Raw genomic sequence first — 17734 nt, forward strand, 5'->3', positions numbered from 1 at the left:
CGTCTGTGTTCTCTTTTTTGCTTTAATAGATTTTAAAAGGTAAACCAACTTAAAATATCAATTATGAAAAAAATCATCACAATACTTTTCATTGCTATTTTTTTTGGATGTCAGGAAAAGGCTGAAAAAATCACCGATAGCAATGATTACAATAAATATTTAATTACCACAAACATTCCTTCAAAAGAAGCGATAGAAAAAGATTATGAATTTTGGCAGGAAAAGTTCAATAATGATTCCACACATTTGATGGAGATGAATCGTTTATCTGGAATTCACGCAGCACTTTTTGGTAGTACGGGCGATATTTCCCAATTAAAAATTTCAGAAAAATTAATAAAAAAATCCCATGATATTGCCGCTCGCAATAAAGATACTTATTTGCGGAGTCTGGCCCACAATTATATTTCGCAACATCGTTTTAAAGAAGCGCAGGTTTTGCTTGATAGCGCTTATGCATACCCAGATAATAAAAAGCAAACGGAAATGATGCTTTTTGACGTGGCGATGGAATTGGGTGAGTACGAGAGGGCAGATACGCTATTGGGAAGAATTAAAAGCCCAAAAGATTTCAATTATTTAATCCGTTTGGCAAAATGGAGCGATCACAACGGAAATTTGGAGGCTGCAATAAAATATTTGGAGCAGGCAAGGCAAGTTGCCGAAGAGCGCAATGACCAGGCACTAAAATTGTGGATTTACAGCAATATTGGCGATTTTTATGGGCACGCTGGCCGACTTTCGGATTCGTACAATAGTTATCTGAAAACACTGAAATTAGAGCCGGACAACCATTATGCCAAAAAACAAATTGCGTGGCTGGTATATTCTTCCGAGAAAAATGCAAAAGAAGCGAATAGGATTTTAGATTCAATAATGGTAAACCATAAAGCACCGGATTATCACCTATTGAAAGCTGAAATAGCAACCTACGAAGGAAATTTTTCCGAGGCAGAAAAGCAAAACGAATTATTTATAAAAACTGCGGAAAACCCTGATTATGGTGCAATGTACAATACGTATTTAATTAATCTATACGCTGAAACCGATCCAGAAAAGGCCTTAAAATTAGCAGCGATGGAAATTAACAACCGTGCCACTCCAGAAACATACCAATTGTTGGCATATGCACAACTAAAGGCGGGTCACAAGGAGGCGGCGCTAAAAACCATTGAGGAATATGTAGCGGGCAAAACTGAGGAACCCAAGGCACTGTTTCATTCTGCATTGGTTTATAAAGCTAACGGAATGGAGGAGAAAGTAGCTACTTTAAAAGAAGAATTGCTAGGTGCCACTTACGAACTGGGACCTGTAAAAGCAAAAGAAATTAAAAATTTGTAAGTAATTGAAAACCATAGTTGGCAGTTTTACGTAAGTATTGTTGAGGTTGGTTATCTACCAAGATATTGGTAGATTTTACGAAACCGGTTAATCCCGGTTTTTCAGAGTTTTTTTGTTAGTTGAAGCGTCCGCCATTGGCGGACGCTTTTTTAATGGGAATGTTTCTTTGTTTTTTGCTCATCCACAATACTTTCTCAGCTACTTAAAATTAAAAGGCCCTACGTTCTATGCAGGGCTTCTTAAAAATCTTTTTTTTTAAATAGTTATCATTCCTAAAATATATAATTGAGACATTGTTGGTGTTTCACTTCCGCCTTCAGGCTCTAAGGTTATACCAAAGGCTTCTGGATCTGGGAAATTTACAAACTTATAGATACCTTCTCCTATTTCACTTTCCGCTGAGATCAAACCTACACTGGTTGGGGTGAGTGGTTCCATTTTAAGCGACCACACTTGATAAACTTTTCCGCGGGGTGGTGTAGGCAGTCCTTTGGTATCAATATATGCAATGCTCTCTTTTTTATTTAAATATACTTTTGCAAATGCTTCAGGTGCTACAGCCTGGTTGCCCGGTAATGTATATGCTTGGTAATCTTTCGATCTTAAAACTTCAAGCACTTCATTATTTTCAGCAAGCTGGGTTTCGGTATTGGCTTTTTCTTCGCGTAGAATGGTATTTTCAGTGGTTGTAACTTGAATTGAATTATTTAAATCACTGTTTTGTTTCAACATCCACATGATGCCACCCATAAATAATATTGCTGCGGCCCAACCCGTTATGGCAGCCCAGTTCAATGATCTTATTTTATCATTTGCGGTGCTGTTATTATTTCTGATTTCGTTTAAAATTTCTGTCCAGGTCATGGCCTGAACAGGCGGGGAAACAGTTTCGGCTAAAAGCAAGAGTGACTCCTCGATAAGTTCGAGCTCGCGACGTACTTCGGGATAAGTATTAACGCCTTGTTGCACAATTTGCGCCTCGTCGGGAGGCAATGCGCCGCATACATACATTTCCAATTGGCCTGAGGCTATAATTTCTTCGGGATCCATAATATTTTATCCTAGAACCATTGCCCGTAATTCATTGATACAGGTTCGGTTTCGTGTTTTAAGTGTTCCTAATGGTATTTCTAATGTCTTTGATGCTTCGGCCTGGGTAAATCCTTTAAAATATAAAAGGTCTATTATTTTTACACAAGCTGGTTTAAGCGCATTCACGAACTTTTGTATGCCGATGGCATTGGTTTTTTTGTTTAGACTATCTGAGGATGACAATATATCTACGAAATTTGTGGTACTTAGGTTTTTTTTTGAATTTTTAAATGCTTTTGAGCGTGTTTCGTCTATTGCCGTGTTACGTGCAATATTCAAAAGCCAGGTAAAAAAACGACCTTTATCTATAGAATATGAACCAGCATTGTTCCAAACTTTTATAAAAACATCCTGTAAAAGTTCCTCTGCGGTTTCTTCATCTAAAACGATACTGTAAATTATTCCTTGGATAGCTTCGCAATACATTGTATATAAACGGGAAAAGGCTTTTTCGCTCCCATTCTGCATCTCAATAATGAGATCGTTAGGTTGTTCCATTGATGGTTGATTTTTCAGTAAATGTACAGAAATAATTAATTAAAATTTATAATTGATTTAGAGGTGGAGTTAATATGAAATTACAGTCTTATGTATTAACTATGTTAAATTTCTTTTGAATTTTAAGAAAACCTTGTGAAAAAACTATTTTTTAATAGCTTTACAAAAACTTAACCGACTTAAAACGAGTATTAATCTAAACAAAATCAAAAAATGAAAAAAGTTACCCGGATTTTATTCCTGGCACTGGTGTGTTCATTTTCGAGCACATTGATCGCACAAAACTTTTCAAAAGGAATCAACCAACAGTTGGGGCATTTTGTAGAGCAGAATGAACTATTGCCACAAGATGTCCAGTGGCAAATTACGAGTGAAACTGTTAGTAGCATTAGCGGAATTCAGCACGTTTACTATAGACAGGTATTGAATGGTGTTGAAATATTTGGCACGGAATCTAGTATTCATTTTCTATCTAATGGAGAGGTCATATCGCAGAATAGTAAATTTATAAAGAATACTGCCCAAAAACTAAAAGGTTCAACTACACCAGCGCTTACGGCAGCACAAGCCGTACAGGCCGCGGCAGTACAATTGGGCTATACAGTTAACGGGTCATTATCAATCTTGGAAAGTGCCCAGGGGGTTGACAGAAAGACACTGCTTAATGACGGTGGAATTTCATTAAGTCCTATACCTGCAAGGTTGATGTACGCAATTACTGAAACTGGAGATTTGGTTTTAACTTGGGATATTTCAATAGAAGAAAAAAGCCAAGAAAACTGGTGGAGTTTAAGAGTTGATGCTGCAACAGGAGCTATTGTTAATAGAGCTAACTGGACGGTTACTTGTGCAATAAATCACGATCATAGCGATGATGTAAAAGAATTAAACTTTAACACTAATCTTTATGATATTCCAAATTACGATGAATTGATTCGAGATGCTGCTGGATGTAATGAATGTTATGAGGTATTTGCATTACCACTTGAAAGCCCATATTATGGTAGCCGCACAATAGAGAGTCAACCTGCTAATGCTACAGCTTCTCCTTTTGGATGGCACGACACTAATGGCGCTGCTGGTGCAGAATATACTGTAACACGTGGTAATAATGTGAACGCCTATGAAGATGGCAATAATCCAGGTTATCAACCTGATGCCGGAGCAAACTTAGACTTTATAGGATATCCTTTCAGCCAAATTTATACCAGTGGTAACCAATACGAAGATGCCGCTATTACCAACTTATTTTACATGAACAATATTTTTCATGACATCATGTATCAATATGGTTTTGATGAAGAGGGTGGTAATTTCCAAGAAAACAACTACGGAAACGGTGGCGCTGGAAGCGACTCTGTAAATGCCGAGGCGCAAGATGGATCAGGAACTTGTAACGCAAATTTCTCGACACCTGGGGATGGAAGTAATCCAAGAATGCAAATGTACATTTGCGGAGATAAAGATGGAGATTTTGATAATCTGGTAATTCTTCATGAATATGGTCATGGTATATCAAACCGTTTAACAGGAGGCCCTAATGCCTCTAGTTGTTTGCAGAACCAAGAACAGATGGGAGAAGGCTGGAGTGATTTCTTTGGTGTGTTATTGACTATAGAGCCTGGAGATTTAGGCACTGACGCTAGAGCAGTAGGGACATATCTTTTTGGTCAAGGCCAAGGAGGTGGAGGTATTCGTGATTATCCTTACAGTACTGATATGGGGGTAAATCCACAAACGTATGATTTTATAAAGACTGCGGCCGTACCACACGGTGTCGGCTCTGTATGGGCTGAAATGCTTTGGGAAGTAACTTGGGCATTGATTGATGAGCACGGATTTGATTCAGATATTTATAATTTTACTGGTGATGTAAACCAAGATGCTGGAAATATTCAGGCGTTGGCATTGGTTACTGAGGGTATGAAATTACAACCTTGTAGCCCTGGTTTTGTTGATGGCCGTGATGCAATTTTTGCTGCAGATCAAGCATTGTATGGTGGTGCTAATGAGTGCCTTCTATGGGATGCATTTGCAAAAAGAGGATTAGGATTCAGCGCTACGCAAGGCTCCTCGGGCAGCAGAAGTGACGGTACACAAGCTTTTGATACTCCCTCACAAACAGCTTCTTTATCTGTACTGGAAGAAGTATGTGCATCCTCAGAAGTCTTGACAGATCTTAGCGGTGGAACTCCCAGCGGAGGAACCTACAGTGGCCCTGGCGTAACTGATAATGGCGACGGATCTACTTTCACTTTTGACCCAGCAGCTGCAGGAGTTGGTGTACATACAATAACTTATGATGTTCCCGGCGGACCTTGTTCTATTGCATCTTCTGCAACAGATACTATTGAAGTACTTGCAGTACCCCCTGGCCCAACTACTACCGGTGTAACCGATTTTTGTGTTGGAGAGGCCGTAACTGTTACAGCCACCTTAAATGACCCTTCTAATGTAATACGATGGTTTGATGCCCCCACTGGAGGTAATTTCCTTTTTGAAGGCACTTCATACACATTTACACCTTCTGGCTCTACTAGCGTATATGCACAGGAAAGTGCTCCTGGGCCACTATCTCAACTCGTAATTTCAGAAATTAACCTAGAAACTCCGGATAGATTTGAAATTCAAAATGTAGGAGTTGCAACAGATTATACTGGCTATAGAGTTGCTGTAAGTGAAACTCCATATCTAGATATAAATACTGTAAATCCGATTGTTAAGACTTTAGGAAATATGGCAGCAAACTCTGTTATGGATTGGAATGATGACGGTGGTGCTGGCTATTGGGGAAATAACTTATTTTGGGATAACAGTGGAACAGGATGGATTCTTATAATCGATCCTTCAGGAAATGTAGTAGATTCTGTATTCTGGAATTTCAGTGCTGCTGAAATCAACGGATTCAATGTTACCATTGGTGGCTTTAATATTACAGCTGCTGATCTTGATTGGACAGGAACAGGAGCATCCTTAACTACTGAGTGCGCTTCAGGATCTTTCAGAAGAGTGGGTGATACCAATGCAGCGGCTGATTGGACCGGAACTTGCGAAACCGCAGATTTCGGCACACCAAATAGTGATATAAACCTAGGAACCCCCGGATGTGCGGGAGAGCGTACGCTTACTGAGGTTATCGCGGAAACTGAAAACCCCGTTATCACTTGCCCCGCAAATGTTATGGTCCAAGTTCCACTAGGAGAACAATTTACTTTACCAGATTATACTGTTGATGCATCGGCAACTGATAACTGCCCAGATCCAGTAATTACTCAAGATCCTGCAGCTGGTACTATGGTTGGTCCTGGTGTTACAACTATGACTATGACTGCTACCGATAGCGCTGGTAATGAAGATACCTGTACTTTTACCGTTACTGTTGATGAGGTTTTGGGAGTTGGAGATAATGATTTTTCAAATAACATTTTGTTATATCCTAATCCTACAACTGGTACACTTACCTTGTTGAATAAAACTACAGCACAACTTAATAACGCAGTTATTACAGATGTAAAAGGTAGAATTATTAAAACAATAGACTTAACCACAGCGGGAATTGAAACTAATTTCTCTTTGGAAAGTCTTGCAACAGGTATGTATTTTGTAAAAATAAATGCAGAAAACAATAGTATTGTTAAACGCATTGTAAAGCAATAAGCTAAAAACAATTTTTTTTGATACCCGCGTCATTTTTATGACGCGGGTTTTTTTACACCTTTGTTTTCAATAACTTTGACAAATGAAAAAAATTTTATTCCTAGCTGGGAGTAACAGCAGCAAATCCATCAACCATAAACTCGTTCGTTTTGCATCATCACAAATAATGGGGCATGAGGTTGAACTAATTAAATTAACAGATTACGATCTTCCTATGTATGGAGAAGATATGGAACGAGAAAAGGGGTATTCAGTAAATTTAAAAATGCTTTATAATAAAATAAAAGAAGCCGATGCACTGGTTATTTCTGTCAACGAACATAACGGAACAGTTTCAGCTTACTTTAAGAATACCATTGATTGGCTTTCCAGACTGGACCGTCAGTTTCTCAAAGAAAAGAAAATCCTTCTGATGAGCACTTCAAACGGAAAACGCGGCGCTGCTTCTGCTTTGGAATACACAAAAAATGTACTTCCCAGATTTGGCGCTACCATTGTTGAAAGCTTTAGTTTTCCTTCATATTCAGAAAACTTTTCGGAAGAATCAAATTCAATTTCCAACGAAGTGCTACTCTTGGGATTTACAGATGTTATTCAAAATTTTGTGCATCAAATTGAGCAATAATGCGAACCATAAAGAAACTTTCTTTTTCTTTAAACGAAAATCTTAAAACAAGTTTACTGCTTTGGGCACAACAGTTTGATGAGGTTGTTTGGATGGACAGCAACAATTATTCACAAAAACATGCCACCTATCAGGCAATTCTGGCAGTCGATGCTTTTACCGCTATAAAAACTGATGCTCACAATGCTTTTGATAAATTAAAAGATTATCAACACTCAACGGCAGATTGGATTTTTGGCTATATGACCTATGACCTTAAAAACGATGTAGAAAAGTTGAATTCCAATAATTTTGATGGCTTGGGTTTTCCGGACCTATATTATTTTCAACCAAAAAAAATTTTCCTTTTTACTGAAAATAGTGTGGAGATGCATTATTTGAATATGGTCGCAGATGAAATTGATAATGATTTCCGGACTATTTCTGAAATTAATCAACACCCCGAAGAACCTGTCCATCAGAAAAATATAAAAATAAGCATCCGGACCTCTAAAGACAACTACCTTCAGAAAGTGGAAGAGGTGCTTGAGCACATTAAGCGGGGAGATATATATGAAGTAAACATCTGTCAGGAATTTTATGCCGAAGATGCTGAAATCAATCCATTGGAAGCATTTATTCAGCTCAATAGAATTTCCAAGCCTCCATTTTCAGTTTTTTTAAAGCTAAACAATATTTTTGCCCTTTCAGCTTCCCCCGAGCGCTATTTAAAAAAAACTGGAACTACTGTTATTTCGCAGCCTATAAAAGGAACGGCCAAGCGTTTGAAAAACAAGAAAAAGGATATAGAAATGGCGCAGCAATTGGCAAAAGACCCAAAAGAGCGCAGCGAAAACATAATGATTACAGATTTGGTGCGAAACGATCTCTCCCGCATTGCCGAAAAAGGAAGTGTTTCCGTTGAGGAACTTTGCGCCATCTATACTTTTGAACAAGTGCATCAAATGATTTCTACGGTTACCTGTAGTGTTTCGCAAAATACCTCCAGCGTTGAAATTTTAAGAAACACCTTCCCAATGGGCAGCATGACGGGTGCACCAAAAATTTCTGCAATGCAGATTATAGAAGAAACAGAAGATGCCAAGCGTGGGCTATACAGCGGGGCTATCGGCTATTTCACGCCCACGGGAGATTTTGACTTTAATGTTGTTATTAGAAGTATTCTCTATAATTCTTCCACTAAATATGTAAGTTTTTCCGTTGGTGGGGCCATTACAATAAATTCTGTGCCCGAAAAGGAATACGAAGAATGTTTACTTAAGGCAAAAGCTATGCGTGAGGTATTACATACTATTTTATAAGTTATTAAACTTATAAATCCTATTTATTAGTTTTTAAGCTAATAAAATACATTTATTAGTTTTTAAGCTAATAAAAAATGTATATTTGAATAAATATTAAAAAATGACCTACTCCGTAATATCTGGCGATATTGTTTCATCAACAGGTTTGCATATCCAAGACCGCAAATTGGTGGAAGAATATCTAAACATTTTGCTCCAAAACTTGAAGAAGGAATTTAATGTGTATGGTCGCATTATAAAAGGTGACTATCTGGAATGTGTGGTTCCGAATGCCTCTCAAGGGCTACAAGTGGCCCTTGCCATAAAAAGCTTTGTAAAGGCAATTCCCATCCAAATGAAAACTTATAAAAGCGAAGATAACAGGATAAAACAGTTCAAAACCCACGGAATAAGGCTAGCAATAGGATATGGAAAACTAAGCCGTTACAAACCGGAAGAAGGTATAATTGATGGCGAGGCCATTTACCTTTCAGGTCGGGAAATAAGTGGGGAGACAACCTACAACAAAGAACGCATCGTTATAAAAAACACCCTGTTTTTTGCATCAAAAAACGAAGATTTTAATAAAAATTTCCAACCTTTACTTGCATTGCTGGATGTTTTATTGAGCAAAGCAACCGCACGACAATGTGAAGTTTTGTACTTAAAATTAATGAACAACCAAGAAGATGAAATAGCCAAACGCCTAGGTATTGGCCAGTCTGCTGTAAATCAGCACTCTACAAGCGTTGGCTGGAATGCTATTGAAGAAGCGGTAAATTATTATAAAATGGTAATTTCAAAATAGAAGCTTATGGGATTAAAGGAATTATTGCTACTTCAATTCATCGCACACCTTTGTTTGGATTACTTTTTCCAAACAGATAAATTGGCAAACCAGAAAAATACAATTGGTTTTAAAAGTTCCTTTTTATATTGGCACGGTTTGGCGTGCTTTGCATTGGCGTGGTTATTTTCGTTGCAAATCAATTTTGTTTTCTTTGCGGCAATAATCGCCATAAGCCATTTCTTATTAGACGGGTTTAAGCGCCACCTTAATAACAATAGCTATTTTGGACGCTATGCTTTTTTTATAGACCAGACTGCACATTTGGCAATCCTTACCTTGGTAGTTTTTTGGTATGATAAATGGCACGCTATAATTCCTTCAATCGAGGTCTCCATAAATTTTAGGTACTTGCTTATAGTTACGGGGTATTTGGTCTGTTTAAAACCAGCAAATATATTTATAAGAGAAGTGTTCAGCTCTACTGAAATTCAAGTTAGTAGCGACAATGAAATGCCCAATGCCGGAAAGGTCATAGGCGTTTTAGAGCGTATTTTAACACTTACATTTATTTTAGTTTCACAATATTCAGCAGTAGGCTTTCTCATTGCCGCAAAATCTATTTTACGTTACGGAAACAATGAAACATTAAAAACGGAATATGTGCTAATAGGGACAATGCTAAGCTTTGGAATTGCCGTTATTGCGGGTATTATTATTAATTTCTTTTAAATTACAATCAGATTGTTAGCCCAATTCATAAAAGATATTGAAATTCATTTTTCTTTTTTAAAAGAAAAAAAACTGCTCATCGCCTGCAGTGGCGGCTTGGACAGTGTGGTTTTAACACATTTGATGAAAAGATCGGGTTTCCAGATTGCACTAGCACACTGTAATTTTTCCCTCCGCGGAAAGGAGAGCGATGATGATGAGATGTTCGTAATCGGTTTGGCAAAACAACTTGAAATTCCTGTGTTTGCTGAAACTTTTGACACCAAAACATTTGCCCGGGAACATAAAATTTCAACCCAAATTGCAGCCCGCGAACTCCGCTACGCTTGGTTTGCTGAAATTTTAAAGGATTTTAAGTATGATTATCTCTTGACCGCCCACCATTTGGATGATGATCTGGAAACATTTTTTATCAACCTTTCACGTGGTACGGGTTTAAATGGCCTCACAGGAATTCCAAAGCAGAACAATAAAATCATTAGACCACTTTTAAATTTTTCAAAAGAAGAAATTTCAAAATTCGCTAATGAAAACAGTTTGAAATGGCGAGAGGATAGCAGCAACAAAAAAACAGATTATCTTCGGAATAAGTTGCGATTGGAAATGCTGCCGAAATTTAAGGAAACCAACGAAGCTATTCTGAAAAATTTTCAAAAAACCCAGCAAAACCTACAAGATTCGCAAAGCCTCATTGATGATTATATGGCTTTGGTCTACAAACTTACAGTAACAGAAGCTGAAAATTCATATAATATAAATATCCCAAAAATTCTGGAACTGCCACATACTGATGCCTTGCTGTATCAATTGTTGTTCGACTTTGGGTTTACGGAGTGGAAAGATGTTTCAAACTTGCTGGACGCACAAACGGGAAAACAGGTTTTTTCAAAAACGCATCGACTTTTAAAGAACCGAGACGAATTAGTACTAACGGAAATCGATACAGAAAAAACCAATTATGAATTTTTAATTTACGAAGATGGAATAACCACGCCGATAAATTTAAAAATAGAACCCTCAAAGTATATTGGCGAAACCGAAAAAAACTTGATTTACGTTGCTTCAGAAAAACTAAACTTTCCATTAAAACTAAGAAAGTGGGAGAGAGGGGATAGTTTTCAGCCTTTCGGAATGACAGGAAAAAAAAAGCTCAGCAAATTTTTCAAAGACGAAAAAATAGCTCTTAATGAAAAGGAAAATATATGGTTGCTTTTATGTGACGAAAAAATAGTTTGGGTAATCGGTCACCGGATGGACGACCGTTTTAAAGTAACGAAAGAGTCAAAGAAGATTTTGAAGATAATTTGGAAAGCCTAATAATACAAAACTCCCGACCAGTGGCCGGGAGTCTTTAACAAACCTAACTTAGTAAACTTTAAAGTGCACCAAGAATATTTTCTATCCCCACAAAAAATATTGCTTTGTGCATTATCCACTAATTCTATAATCCAAATATAGGATAGGAAATAAATTTCCACAATACGTACTTACACGTATTTTTTTTCTGATGGAAATCATTTTGAATTGTAAACAATAATAGTAACTTTCCATTTATGAATAGACCAAAAAAAATAGGGGTTTTAACCAGTGGGGGAGATGCCCCGGGAATGAATGCTGCAATCCGTGCGGTTGTAAGAGCTTGCGCTTATTACAATCTTGAATGTGTAGGCATTTATCGCGGATTGCAAGGTTTGATAGAAGGTGATTTTAAAGAACTTAATGCCCGTACTGTAAAGAATATTATCAACCGCGGTGGAACCTTTCTAAAATCTGCACGATCAAAAGAGTTCCGAACTGAAGAAGGTAGAAAAAAAGCTTTCAATAATCTACAAAACGAAAATATAGATGCCTTGGTCGTTATTGGTGGGGATGGTACTTTTGCAGGCGCTTCCGTTTTTATTAAGGAATTTAACTTCCCGATTGTGGGTCTTCCCGGAACCATAGATAATGATATAAATGGCACCGATTATACAATTGGTTATGATACAGCTCTAAATACTGTGGTGGAAGCCATTGACAAAATTCGAGACACAGCAAACTCACACAATCGCCTTTTTTTGGTAGAAGTAATGGGCCGCGATGCAGGCGACATTGCCTTGAATGCAGGAATAGGGGCTGGAGCCGAGGAGATTTTGATACCCGAACAGAATATGGGCCGCGAACGTTTGGTTGAATCACTAAGCAGAAGTAAAAAATCTGGAAAAACTTCAAGTATTGTTGTGGTTTCCGAAGGAGACCAAATTGGTAAAAACATTTTTGGCCTTGCCCAGTATATCGAAGAAAATTTAAAAGAATATGAAGTTAGGGTTACCGTACTTGGCCATATACAACGGGGCGGCTCCCCAAGTTGTTATGATCGTGTGCTCGCAAGCCGTCTGGGCGTCGGCGCTATTGATGCACTTTTGCGCGGTGAAACTAATGTGATGATTGGTATCGTTCACAATAAAGTAGTTTCAGTTCCTTTTTCAGAAGCAATAAAGGGAAGTAATGAAATAGATGAAGATTTGATTCGCGTGGCAGATATCATTTCAATTTAAAAAAATAAAGAAAAATAAAATTAATAAATGAAGACGAAAATAGGAATTAACGGCTTTGGTCGAATTGGGCGTTTAGCTTTCAGAATAGCATCTCAAAGAAAAGATATTGAAATAGTTGCGGTAAATGATTTGTTGGAAGTAAATCATTTAGCATATTTATTGAAATATGACTCCGTACACGGAAAATATCCCGGAACAGTTGAAGTAAAAAATGGAGATTTGGTAGTTGATGGCAATAAAATAAGGGTTACGTCAGAAAAAAATCCAGCAGACCTGAAATGGAACGATGTAAACGCAGAAATAATCATTGATTGTACAGGAATTTTCAAGGAAGTAGATACTGCCTCATCACACTTAAAAGCGGGAGCAAAAAAAGTGATAATCTCTGCACCTTCCAAAACGGCACCTATGTATGTCATGGGCGTCAACCATACAGAGGTAAAATCTTCGGATACAATTATTTCAAATGCCTCATGCACCACAAACTGTCTTGCGCCGATGGCAAAAATAATAAATGACGAATATGGAATTGTTGAAGCTTTAATGACAACAGTACATTCTGTAACAGCCTCACAGTCCACTGTGGATCAGCCTTCAAAGAAAAATTTCCGAATGGGCAGAAGCGCATTGAGCAATATTATTCCCACAACTACGGGTGCAGCTGTTGCTGTAACTAAAGTTATTCCAGAGTTAAAGGGAAAATTGACTGGAATGGCTTTTCGTGTTCCCACTGCAGATGTTTCGGTGGTTGATTTAACTGTTAGAATTAAAAAAGCAACTACATACGAAGAAATAAAAGCACTTTTCAAGAATGCTTCTGAAAATGAGTATCACGGAATCGTGAATTATACAGAAGACCCAGTGGTTTCGCAGGATTTTGTCTCCGACCCGCATATATGTACTTTTGATGCCAACGCCGGCATTGCGCTTAATGATAATTTCTTTAAGTTAGTGGCTTGGTACGATAACGAATATGGCTATTCTGCAAAATTGGTTGATCTGGCCGCGCACGTTGCAACTTTATAAATTATGATTTTAATAACCGATGGAGGCTCTACAAAATGTGATTGGGTTTTGTTAGATAATTCCGGCAATCTAGTTTTTAAAACAGCTACTTTAGGTCTGAACCCAACGGTTGTTCCAAAAGAAGAATTATTGCTTCGCATTGCCTCAAATGAAGATTTAAAAAATGTTTTCCAAAGTGCTGAACTGCTCGATTTTTATGGGGCTGGTTGTGGCACGCCCACATTGCGAAACATTTTAATGGAAGTTTTGGAAACATTATTTACAAATGCAAAAGTAACCGTTTCCGAAGATATGGTTGCGGCAGTTTTTGCGACTACAACTGAAGCGGGAATTGTGTGCATTTTGGGTACAGGCAGCAACAGTTGTTATTTTGATGGAACTGACATCCATGCGCCAACCCCCGCTTTGGGCTTTATTCTGATGGACGAAGCAAGTGGCAATTATTTCGGAAAAAGATTGATCCGCGATTTTTATTATCATCGAATGCCGAAGGAGATTGCTTCAGAATTTGAGAACCGTTTCAATCTGGAAGCCGATGAAATAAAAATGAATCTGTACAAAAAGCCAAATCCAAACGCATATTTGGCGTCTTTTGCCCAATTCATATTTACACAGAAAGAAATAAACCCATACTTTTACGCGCTGATAAAAGAGGGCATTTCAAATTTTATAGAATGCCGTATTCTTTGTTATGAAAAAGCGCACGAGGTCCCCGTTCATTTTATTGGCTCCATCGCACATTTTTCAAAAGAAATTATAGAAGAATGTTTTGCAGAGCACAACCTTGAACTTGGAAATATCGTTCAACGTCCCATTGATGGTTTGATTGGTTACTATAAAAAAAGAATTCAAAAATCGTAAATCCAAATGTTTTTACCCGCTATAAATCCTACAAAAACAAAAGCTTGGCAAGCACTTGAAAATCATTTTCAAAAAATCAGCGAGCAACAGTTGCAGGATATTTTTGAAAAGGATGCCGATCGCGCCAATCATTTTAAAATTGAATGGCAGAATTTTTACGTAGATTATTCAAAAAATCGAATTACAAAAGAAACCATTTCTCAATTATTGAAACTTGCCGACGAAGTAAAACTTAAGGAGGCCATATACCAACAATTTTCGGGAAAAAAGATTAACGAAACCGAAGATCGTGCCGTGCTGCACACTGCTTTACGTGATTTTGAAAATATGAAGCCCGTAGTAAAAGCCACGCTTCAAAAAATGGAACTTTTTTCGGAAGGAATAGTATCGGGTTCGCATAAAGGGTTCACTGGAAAACCGATTACAGATGTTGTAAATATAGGCATTGGCGGCAGCCATTTAGGGCCAGAGATGGTCACGGAAGCGCTTCATTTTTATAGGAATCATTTAAAAACGCATTTTATCGCAAACATTGATGGCGATGCCGTTGCCGAAATTTTAAGTGAATTAAACCCGGAAACAACTCTTTTTATCATTGTTTCAAAAAGTTTTACAACCCAGGAAACCATTGCAAATGCTATCGTTGTGAAGGAGTGGTTTTTAAAAAGTGCTTCAGAAGCTGACATTCAAAAACATTTTGTGGCAGTTTCGGCAAATATTGAGGGTGCAAAAGAATTTGGTATTTCAGAAGCAAATATTTTCCCGATGCAGGATTGGGTTGGTGGCAGATTTTCACTTTGGAGTTCGGTAGGACTTTCTATTTGTTGTGCTATTAGTTTTAAGAATTTTGAAGCGATGCTGAAAGGCGCTTATGAAATGGATAACCATTTTAAAAATGAAGATTTTGCAGGAAATATTCCCGTGATACTTGCTTTACTTTCAATTTGGTACAATAATTTTTTTAAAGCGGAAAGTGAAGCTGTTGTGGCATATTCACAATACCTTCACAAACTTGTACCTTACCTGCAACAGGCGGTAATGGAAAGCAACGGCAAAAGCGTGGACCGTAATGGGGAAAAAATAGATTACCAAAGCGGGATGATAGTGTGGGGCAATGTCGGTAGTAATTCGCAGCACGCTTATTTTCAGCTTTTGCACCAAGGCACAAAATTGATTCCAACCGATTTTATTGGTTTTAGTCAGTCTTTACACGGCAATAAAGAAAACCATAATATTTTAATGGCTAATTTTTTTGCGCAAACTGAAGCACTTTGGGAGGGAACCCATCATAAAAATATTGAAAATTCTTTTAAATCCTTTGACGGAAACAAACCCACCAATACTATTCTGATAAAAAAATTGTCGCCCAAAAATCTAGGAAGCCTTATTGCGCTTTACGAGCACAAACTTTTCGTTCAAGGCATTATTTGGAATATTTTCAGTTACGACCAATGGGGAGTCGAATTAGGTAAAACCGTGGCAAAAGGAACTCTAAGAGCTATTGAAAGTAAAGACCCCTCTAAGATCAAAAACCAATCAACCGCTAATTTGTTGAAAAAATTTATGAAAGAATAGCTACAAACTTCGCACTTCACATTTCAAACTTCCCACATTTTTTATATCTTTCAGTTATAAACTCCCCGTTTATACTTACTGAATTATGCTTACAAAAGTTTATGGAAGCGCCGTATTTGGCGTGGAGGCAACTACTATTACTGTAGAAGTAAACGTTGATAATGGAATAGGGTATCATTTGGTTGGCCTACCTGATAATGCCATTCGCGAAAGCAATTTTCGTATTGCTGCTGCCCTGCAAAACAACGGTTACAAAATTCCCGGAAAGAAATTGATTCTCAACATGTCTCCGGCAGACCTTCGGAAGGAAGGCTCTGCATATGACCTTACGTTGGCGATGGGTATTCTCGTTGCCACGGAACAGATTGAAGAGCGAAATCCACTTTCGGAATATATTATTATGGGGGAACTTTCCCTTGACGGAAATTTGCAACCCATTCGTGGTGCTTTACCAATTGCGCTGAAAGCAAAAGAGGAAGGTTTTAAGGGATTTATACTTCCGAAACAAAACGCAAAAGAAGCTGCTATCGTTGAAGGAATTGAAGTTTATGGAATTGAGAATATAAAAGAAGTAATCGATTTTTTCAACGAGAACATTCCCCTCGAAAAAACCGAGGTGGATATGGTGGCCGAATTTTACGAGCACTTAGAACATCCCGAACACGATTTTGCCGATGTAAAAGGGCAAGAATCCATTAAACGCTGCATGGAAATTGCCGCTGCGGGCGGTCACAATATTATTTTGATTGGTCCACCCGGTTCGGGAAAAACGATGCTTGCCAAACGTCTGCCCAGCATTCTTCCACCCATGACTTTACAAGAAAGTCTCGAAACTACAAAAATACACAGTGTCGCCGGACGCACTATGGAAAAAGGCGGCATTATGACTTCGCGTCCTTTCCGCAGTCCGCATCATACAATTTCAGATGTTGCCCTGGTTGGTGGCGGACAATATCCGCAGCCGGGTGAAATAAGTTTGGCGCACAACGGCGTGTTGTTTTTGGATGAATTACCCGAATTTAAGCGCGGTGTGTTGGAAGTAATGCGCCAACCCTTGGAAGATCGCGATGTAACAATTTCCCGTGCAAAATTCACAGTTACCTATCCCTCCAGTTTTATGCTCGTGGCGAGTATGAACCCAAGTCCGGGAGGATATTTTAATGATCCTGATGCGCCTGTAATGTCTTCACCTGCAGAAATGCAGCGCTATTTAAGTAAAATTTCCGGTCCGCTTTTGGACAGGATAGACATTCACATAGAAGTAACGCCAGTTCCGTTTGAAAAACTGAGCGACGAACGCCGTGGTGAATCCAGCATTGTAATTAGGGAGCGGGTTACCAATGCCCGCAAAATTCAAGCGGAACGCTTTTTGGAATTTGAAAAAGTACATTACAACGCCCAAATGGGAGTGAAGCAGATTCGTCAGTTTTGTAAACTTGACGAAGCTTCGTTACAACTTTTAAAAACCGCCATGGAACGTTTAAATCTTTCTGCTCGTGCGTATGATCGTATTCTAAAAGTTGCAAGAACCATTGCCGATTTGGAAGCTTCCGAAGAAATAAACGGCAATCACATTTCCGAGTCAATACAATATAGAAGTTTGGATAGGGATGGGTGGTTTGGATAATATTTCGAAATTATTAACCACCGTCTCGTTTTAACTTATTTTTAAGATTTAAACACGCTTCACATAGTATCTTTAAAACTTTCTTAAAATGAT

General features: G+C 38.1%; 14 protein-coding genes. 12 read left to right on the forward strand and 2 right to left on the reverse strand.

Annotated elements, in window-relative coordinates:
• The first annotated feature begins 63 nt into the window (after positions 1–63).
• Positions 64–1341: a tetratricopeptide repeat protein gene (locus JK629_RS11105; protein WP_202335688.1), complete on the forward strand. Its 1278-nt coding sequence runs from the start codon at positions 64–66 to the stop codon at positions 1339–1341.
• Positions 1342–1596: 255 nt separating this feature from the next.
• Here the strand turns inward: JK629_RS11105 and JK629_RS11110 are convergent, their stop codons facing one another.
• Both JK629_RS11110 and JK629_RS11115 read right to left on the reverse strand, forming a co-directional pair.
• The gene (locus JK629_RS11110; RefSeq protein WP_202335689.1) at positions 1597–2391 is read right to left on the reverse strand and encodes an anti-sigma factor; all 795 of its coding nucleotides are present in this window, start codon (positions 2389–2391) and stop codon (positions 1597–1599) included.
• A gap of 6 nt (positions 2392–2397) precedes the next feature.
• Positions 2398–2931, reverse strand: coding sequence for an RNA polymerase sigma factor (locus tag JK629_RS11115; RefSeq protein ID WP_202335690.1), 534 nt, complete (start codon positions 2929–2931; stop codon positions 2398–2400).
• Between the two features lie 213 nt (positions 2932–3144).
• Between JK629_RS11115 and JK629_RS11120 the strand changes: the two genes are divergently transcribed.
• The 11 genes from JK629_RS11120 to JK629_RS11170 all read left to right on the forward strand — a co-directional run bounded on the left by JK629_RS11120 (position 3145) and on the right by JK629_RS11170 (position 17641).
• Entirely contained in the window at positions 3145–6588 is a 3444-nt protein-coding gene (locus JK629_RS11120) for a M36 family metallopeptidase (protein WP_202335691.1), read from the forward strand.
• Positions 6589–6670: 82 nt separating this feature from the next.
• The gene (locus JK629_RS11125; protein ID WP_202335692.1) at positions 6671–7213 is read left to right on the forward strand and encodes an NADPH-dependent FMN reductase; all 543 of its coding nucleotides are present in this window, start codon (positions 6671–6673) and stop codon (positions 7211–7213) included.
• Positions 7213–8514, forward strand: coding sequence for an aminodeoxychorismate synthase component I (gene pabB, locus JK629_RS11130; RefSeq protein ID WP_202335693.1), 1302 nt, complete (start codon positions 7213–7215; stop codon positions 8512–8514). Before JK629_RS11125 ends, pabB begins: the two co-directional genes overlap by 1 nt.
• A gap of 103 nt (positions 8515–8617) precedes the next feature.
• On the forward strand, positions 8618–9304 hold the full coding sequence (locus JK629_RS11135) for a helix-turn-helix transcriptional regulator (RefSeq protein WP_202335694.1): 687 nt from the start codon (positions 8618–8620) through the stop codon (positions 9302–9304).
• 6 nt (positions 9305–9310) lie between these two features.
• Positions 9311–10015, forward strand: a complete 705-nt coding sequence (locus JK629_RS11140) for a DUF3307 domain-containing protein (RefSeq protein ID WP_202335695.1) — start codon at positions 9311–9313, stop codon at positions 10013–10015.
• A 12-nt stretch (positions 10016–10027) separates the two neighbouring features.
• Complete coding sequence (gene tilS / locus JK629_RS11145; RefSeq protein ID WP_202335696.1) at positions 10028–11332, forward strand: tRNA lysidine(34) synthetase TilS; 1305 nt, start codon at positions 10028–10030, stop codon at positions 11330–11332.
• Positions 11333–11568: 236 nt separating this feature from the next.
• On the forward strand, positions 11569–12552 hold the full coding sequence (gene pfkA, locus JK629_RS11150; RefSeq protein WP_202335697.1) for a 6-phosphofructokinase: 984 nt from the start codon (positions 11569–11571) through the stop codon (positions 12550–12552).
• Positions 12553–12579: 27 nt separating this feature from the next.
• Positions 12580–13578 carry a type I glyceraldehyde-3-phosphate dehydrogenase gene (gene gap / locus JK629_RS11155; RefSeq protein ID WP_202335698.1) on the forward strand — a complete coding sequence of 333 codons (999 nt, stop codon included), beginning with the start codon at positions 12580–12582 and terminating at the stop codon, positions 13576–13578.
• Positions 13579–13581: 3 nt separating this feature from the next.
• Complete coding sequence (locus tag JK629_RS11160) at positions 13582–14439, forward strand: N-acetylglucosamine kinase (RefSeq protein ID WP_202335699.1); 858 nt, start codon at positions 13582–13584, stop codon at positions 14437–14439.
• 6 nt (positions 14440–14445) lie between these two features.
• Positions 14446–16014: a glucose-6-phosphate isomerase gene (pgi, locus tag JK629_RS11165; protein WP_202335700.1), complete on the forward strand. Its 1569-nt coding sequence runs from the start codon at positions 14446–14448 to the stop codon at positions 16012–16014.
• Positions 16015–16099: 85 nt separating this feature from the next.
• Positions 16100–17641 (forward strand): YifB family Mg chelatase-like AAA ATPase, encoded by a 1542-nt coding sequence (locus JK629_RS11170; RefSeq protein WP_202335701.1) that lies wholly within the window; start codon positions 16100–16102, stop codon positions 17639–17641.
• The last annotated feature ends 93 nt before the right edge of the window (positions 17642–17734 follow it).

This window comes from Aequorivita iocasae (genome assembly GCF_016757735.1).
GTDB lineage: Bacteria > Bacteroidota > Bacteroidia > Flavobacteriales > Flavobacteriaceae > Aequorivita > Aequorivita iocasae.

What these genes read in the sequence shown, in the direction of transcription:
- JK629_RS11105 (WP_202335688.1), top strand. Translation starts at nt 64, where the DNA reads ATGAAAAAAATCATCACAATACTTTTCATTGCTATTTTTTTTGGATGT.
- JK629_RS11110 (WP_202335689.1), bottom strand. Translation starts at nt 2,391, where the DNA reads ATGGATCCCGAAGAAATTATAGCCTCAGGCCAATTGGAAATGTATGTA.
- JK629_RS11115 (WP_202335690.1), bottom strand. Translation starts at nt 2,931, where the DNA reads ATGGAACAACCTAACGATCTCATTATTGAGATGCAGAATGGGAGCGAA.
- JK629_RS11120 (WP_202335691.1), top strand. Translation starts at nt 3,145, where the DNA reads ATGAAAAAAGTTACCCGGATTTTATTCCTGGCACTGGTGTGTTCATTT.
- JK629_RS11125 (WP_202335692.1), top strand. Translation starts at nt 6,671, where the DNA reads ATGAAAAAAATTTTATTCCTAGCTGGGAGTAACAGCAGCAAATCCATC.
- pabB (WP_202335693.1), top strand. Translation starts at nt 7,213, where the DNA reads ATGCGAACCATAAAGAAACTTTCTTTTTCTTTAAACGAAAATCTTAAA.
- JK629_RS11135 (WP_202335694.1), top strand. Translation starts at nt 8,618, where the DNA reads ATGACCTACTCCGTAATATCTGGCGATATTGTTTCATCAACAGGTTTG.
- JK629_RS11140 (WP_202335695.1), top strand. Translation starts at nt 9,311, where the DNA reads ATGGGATTAAAGGAATTATTGCTACTTCAATTCATCGCACACCTTTGT.
- pfkA (WP_202335697.1), top strand. Translation starts at nt 11,569, where the DNA reads ATGAATAGACCAAAAAAAATAGGGGTTTTAACCAGTGGGGGAGATGCC.
- gap (WP_202335698.1), top strand. Translation starts at nt 12,580, where the DNA reads ATGAAGACGAAAATAGGAATTAACGGCTTTGGTCGAATTGGGCGTTTA.
- JK629_RS11160 (WP_202335699.1), top strand. Translation starts at nt 13,582, where the DNA reads ATGATTTTAATAACCGATGGAGGCTCTACAAAATGTGATTGGGTTTTG.
- pgi (WP_202335700.1), top strand. Translation starts at nt 14,446, where the DNA reads ATGTTTTTACCCGCTATAAATCCTACAAAAACAAAAGCTTGGCAAGCA.
- JK629_RS11170 (WP_202335701.1), top strand. Translation starts at nt 16,100, where the DNA reads ATGCTTACAAAAGTTTATGGAAGCGCCGTATTTGGCGTGGAGGCAACT.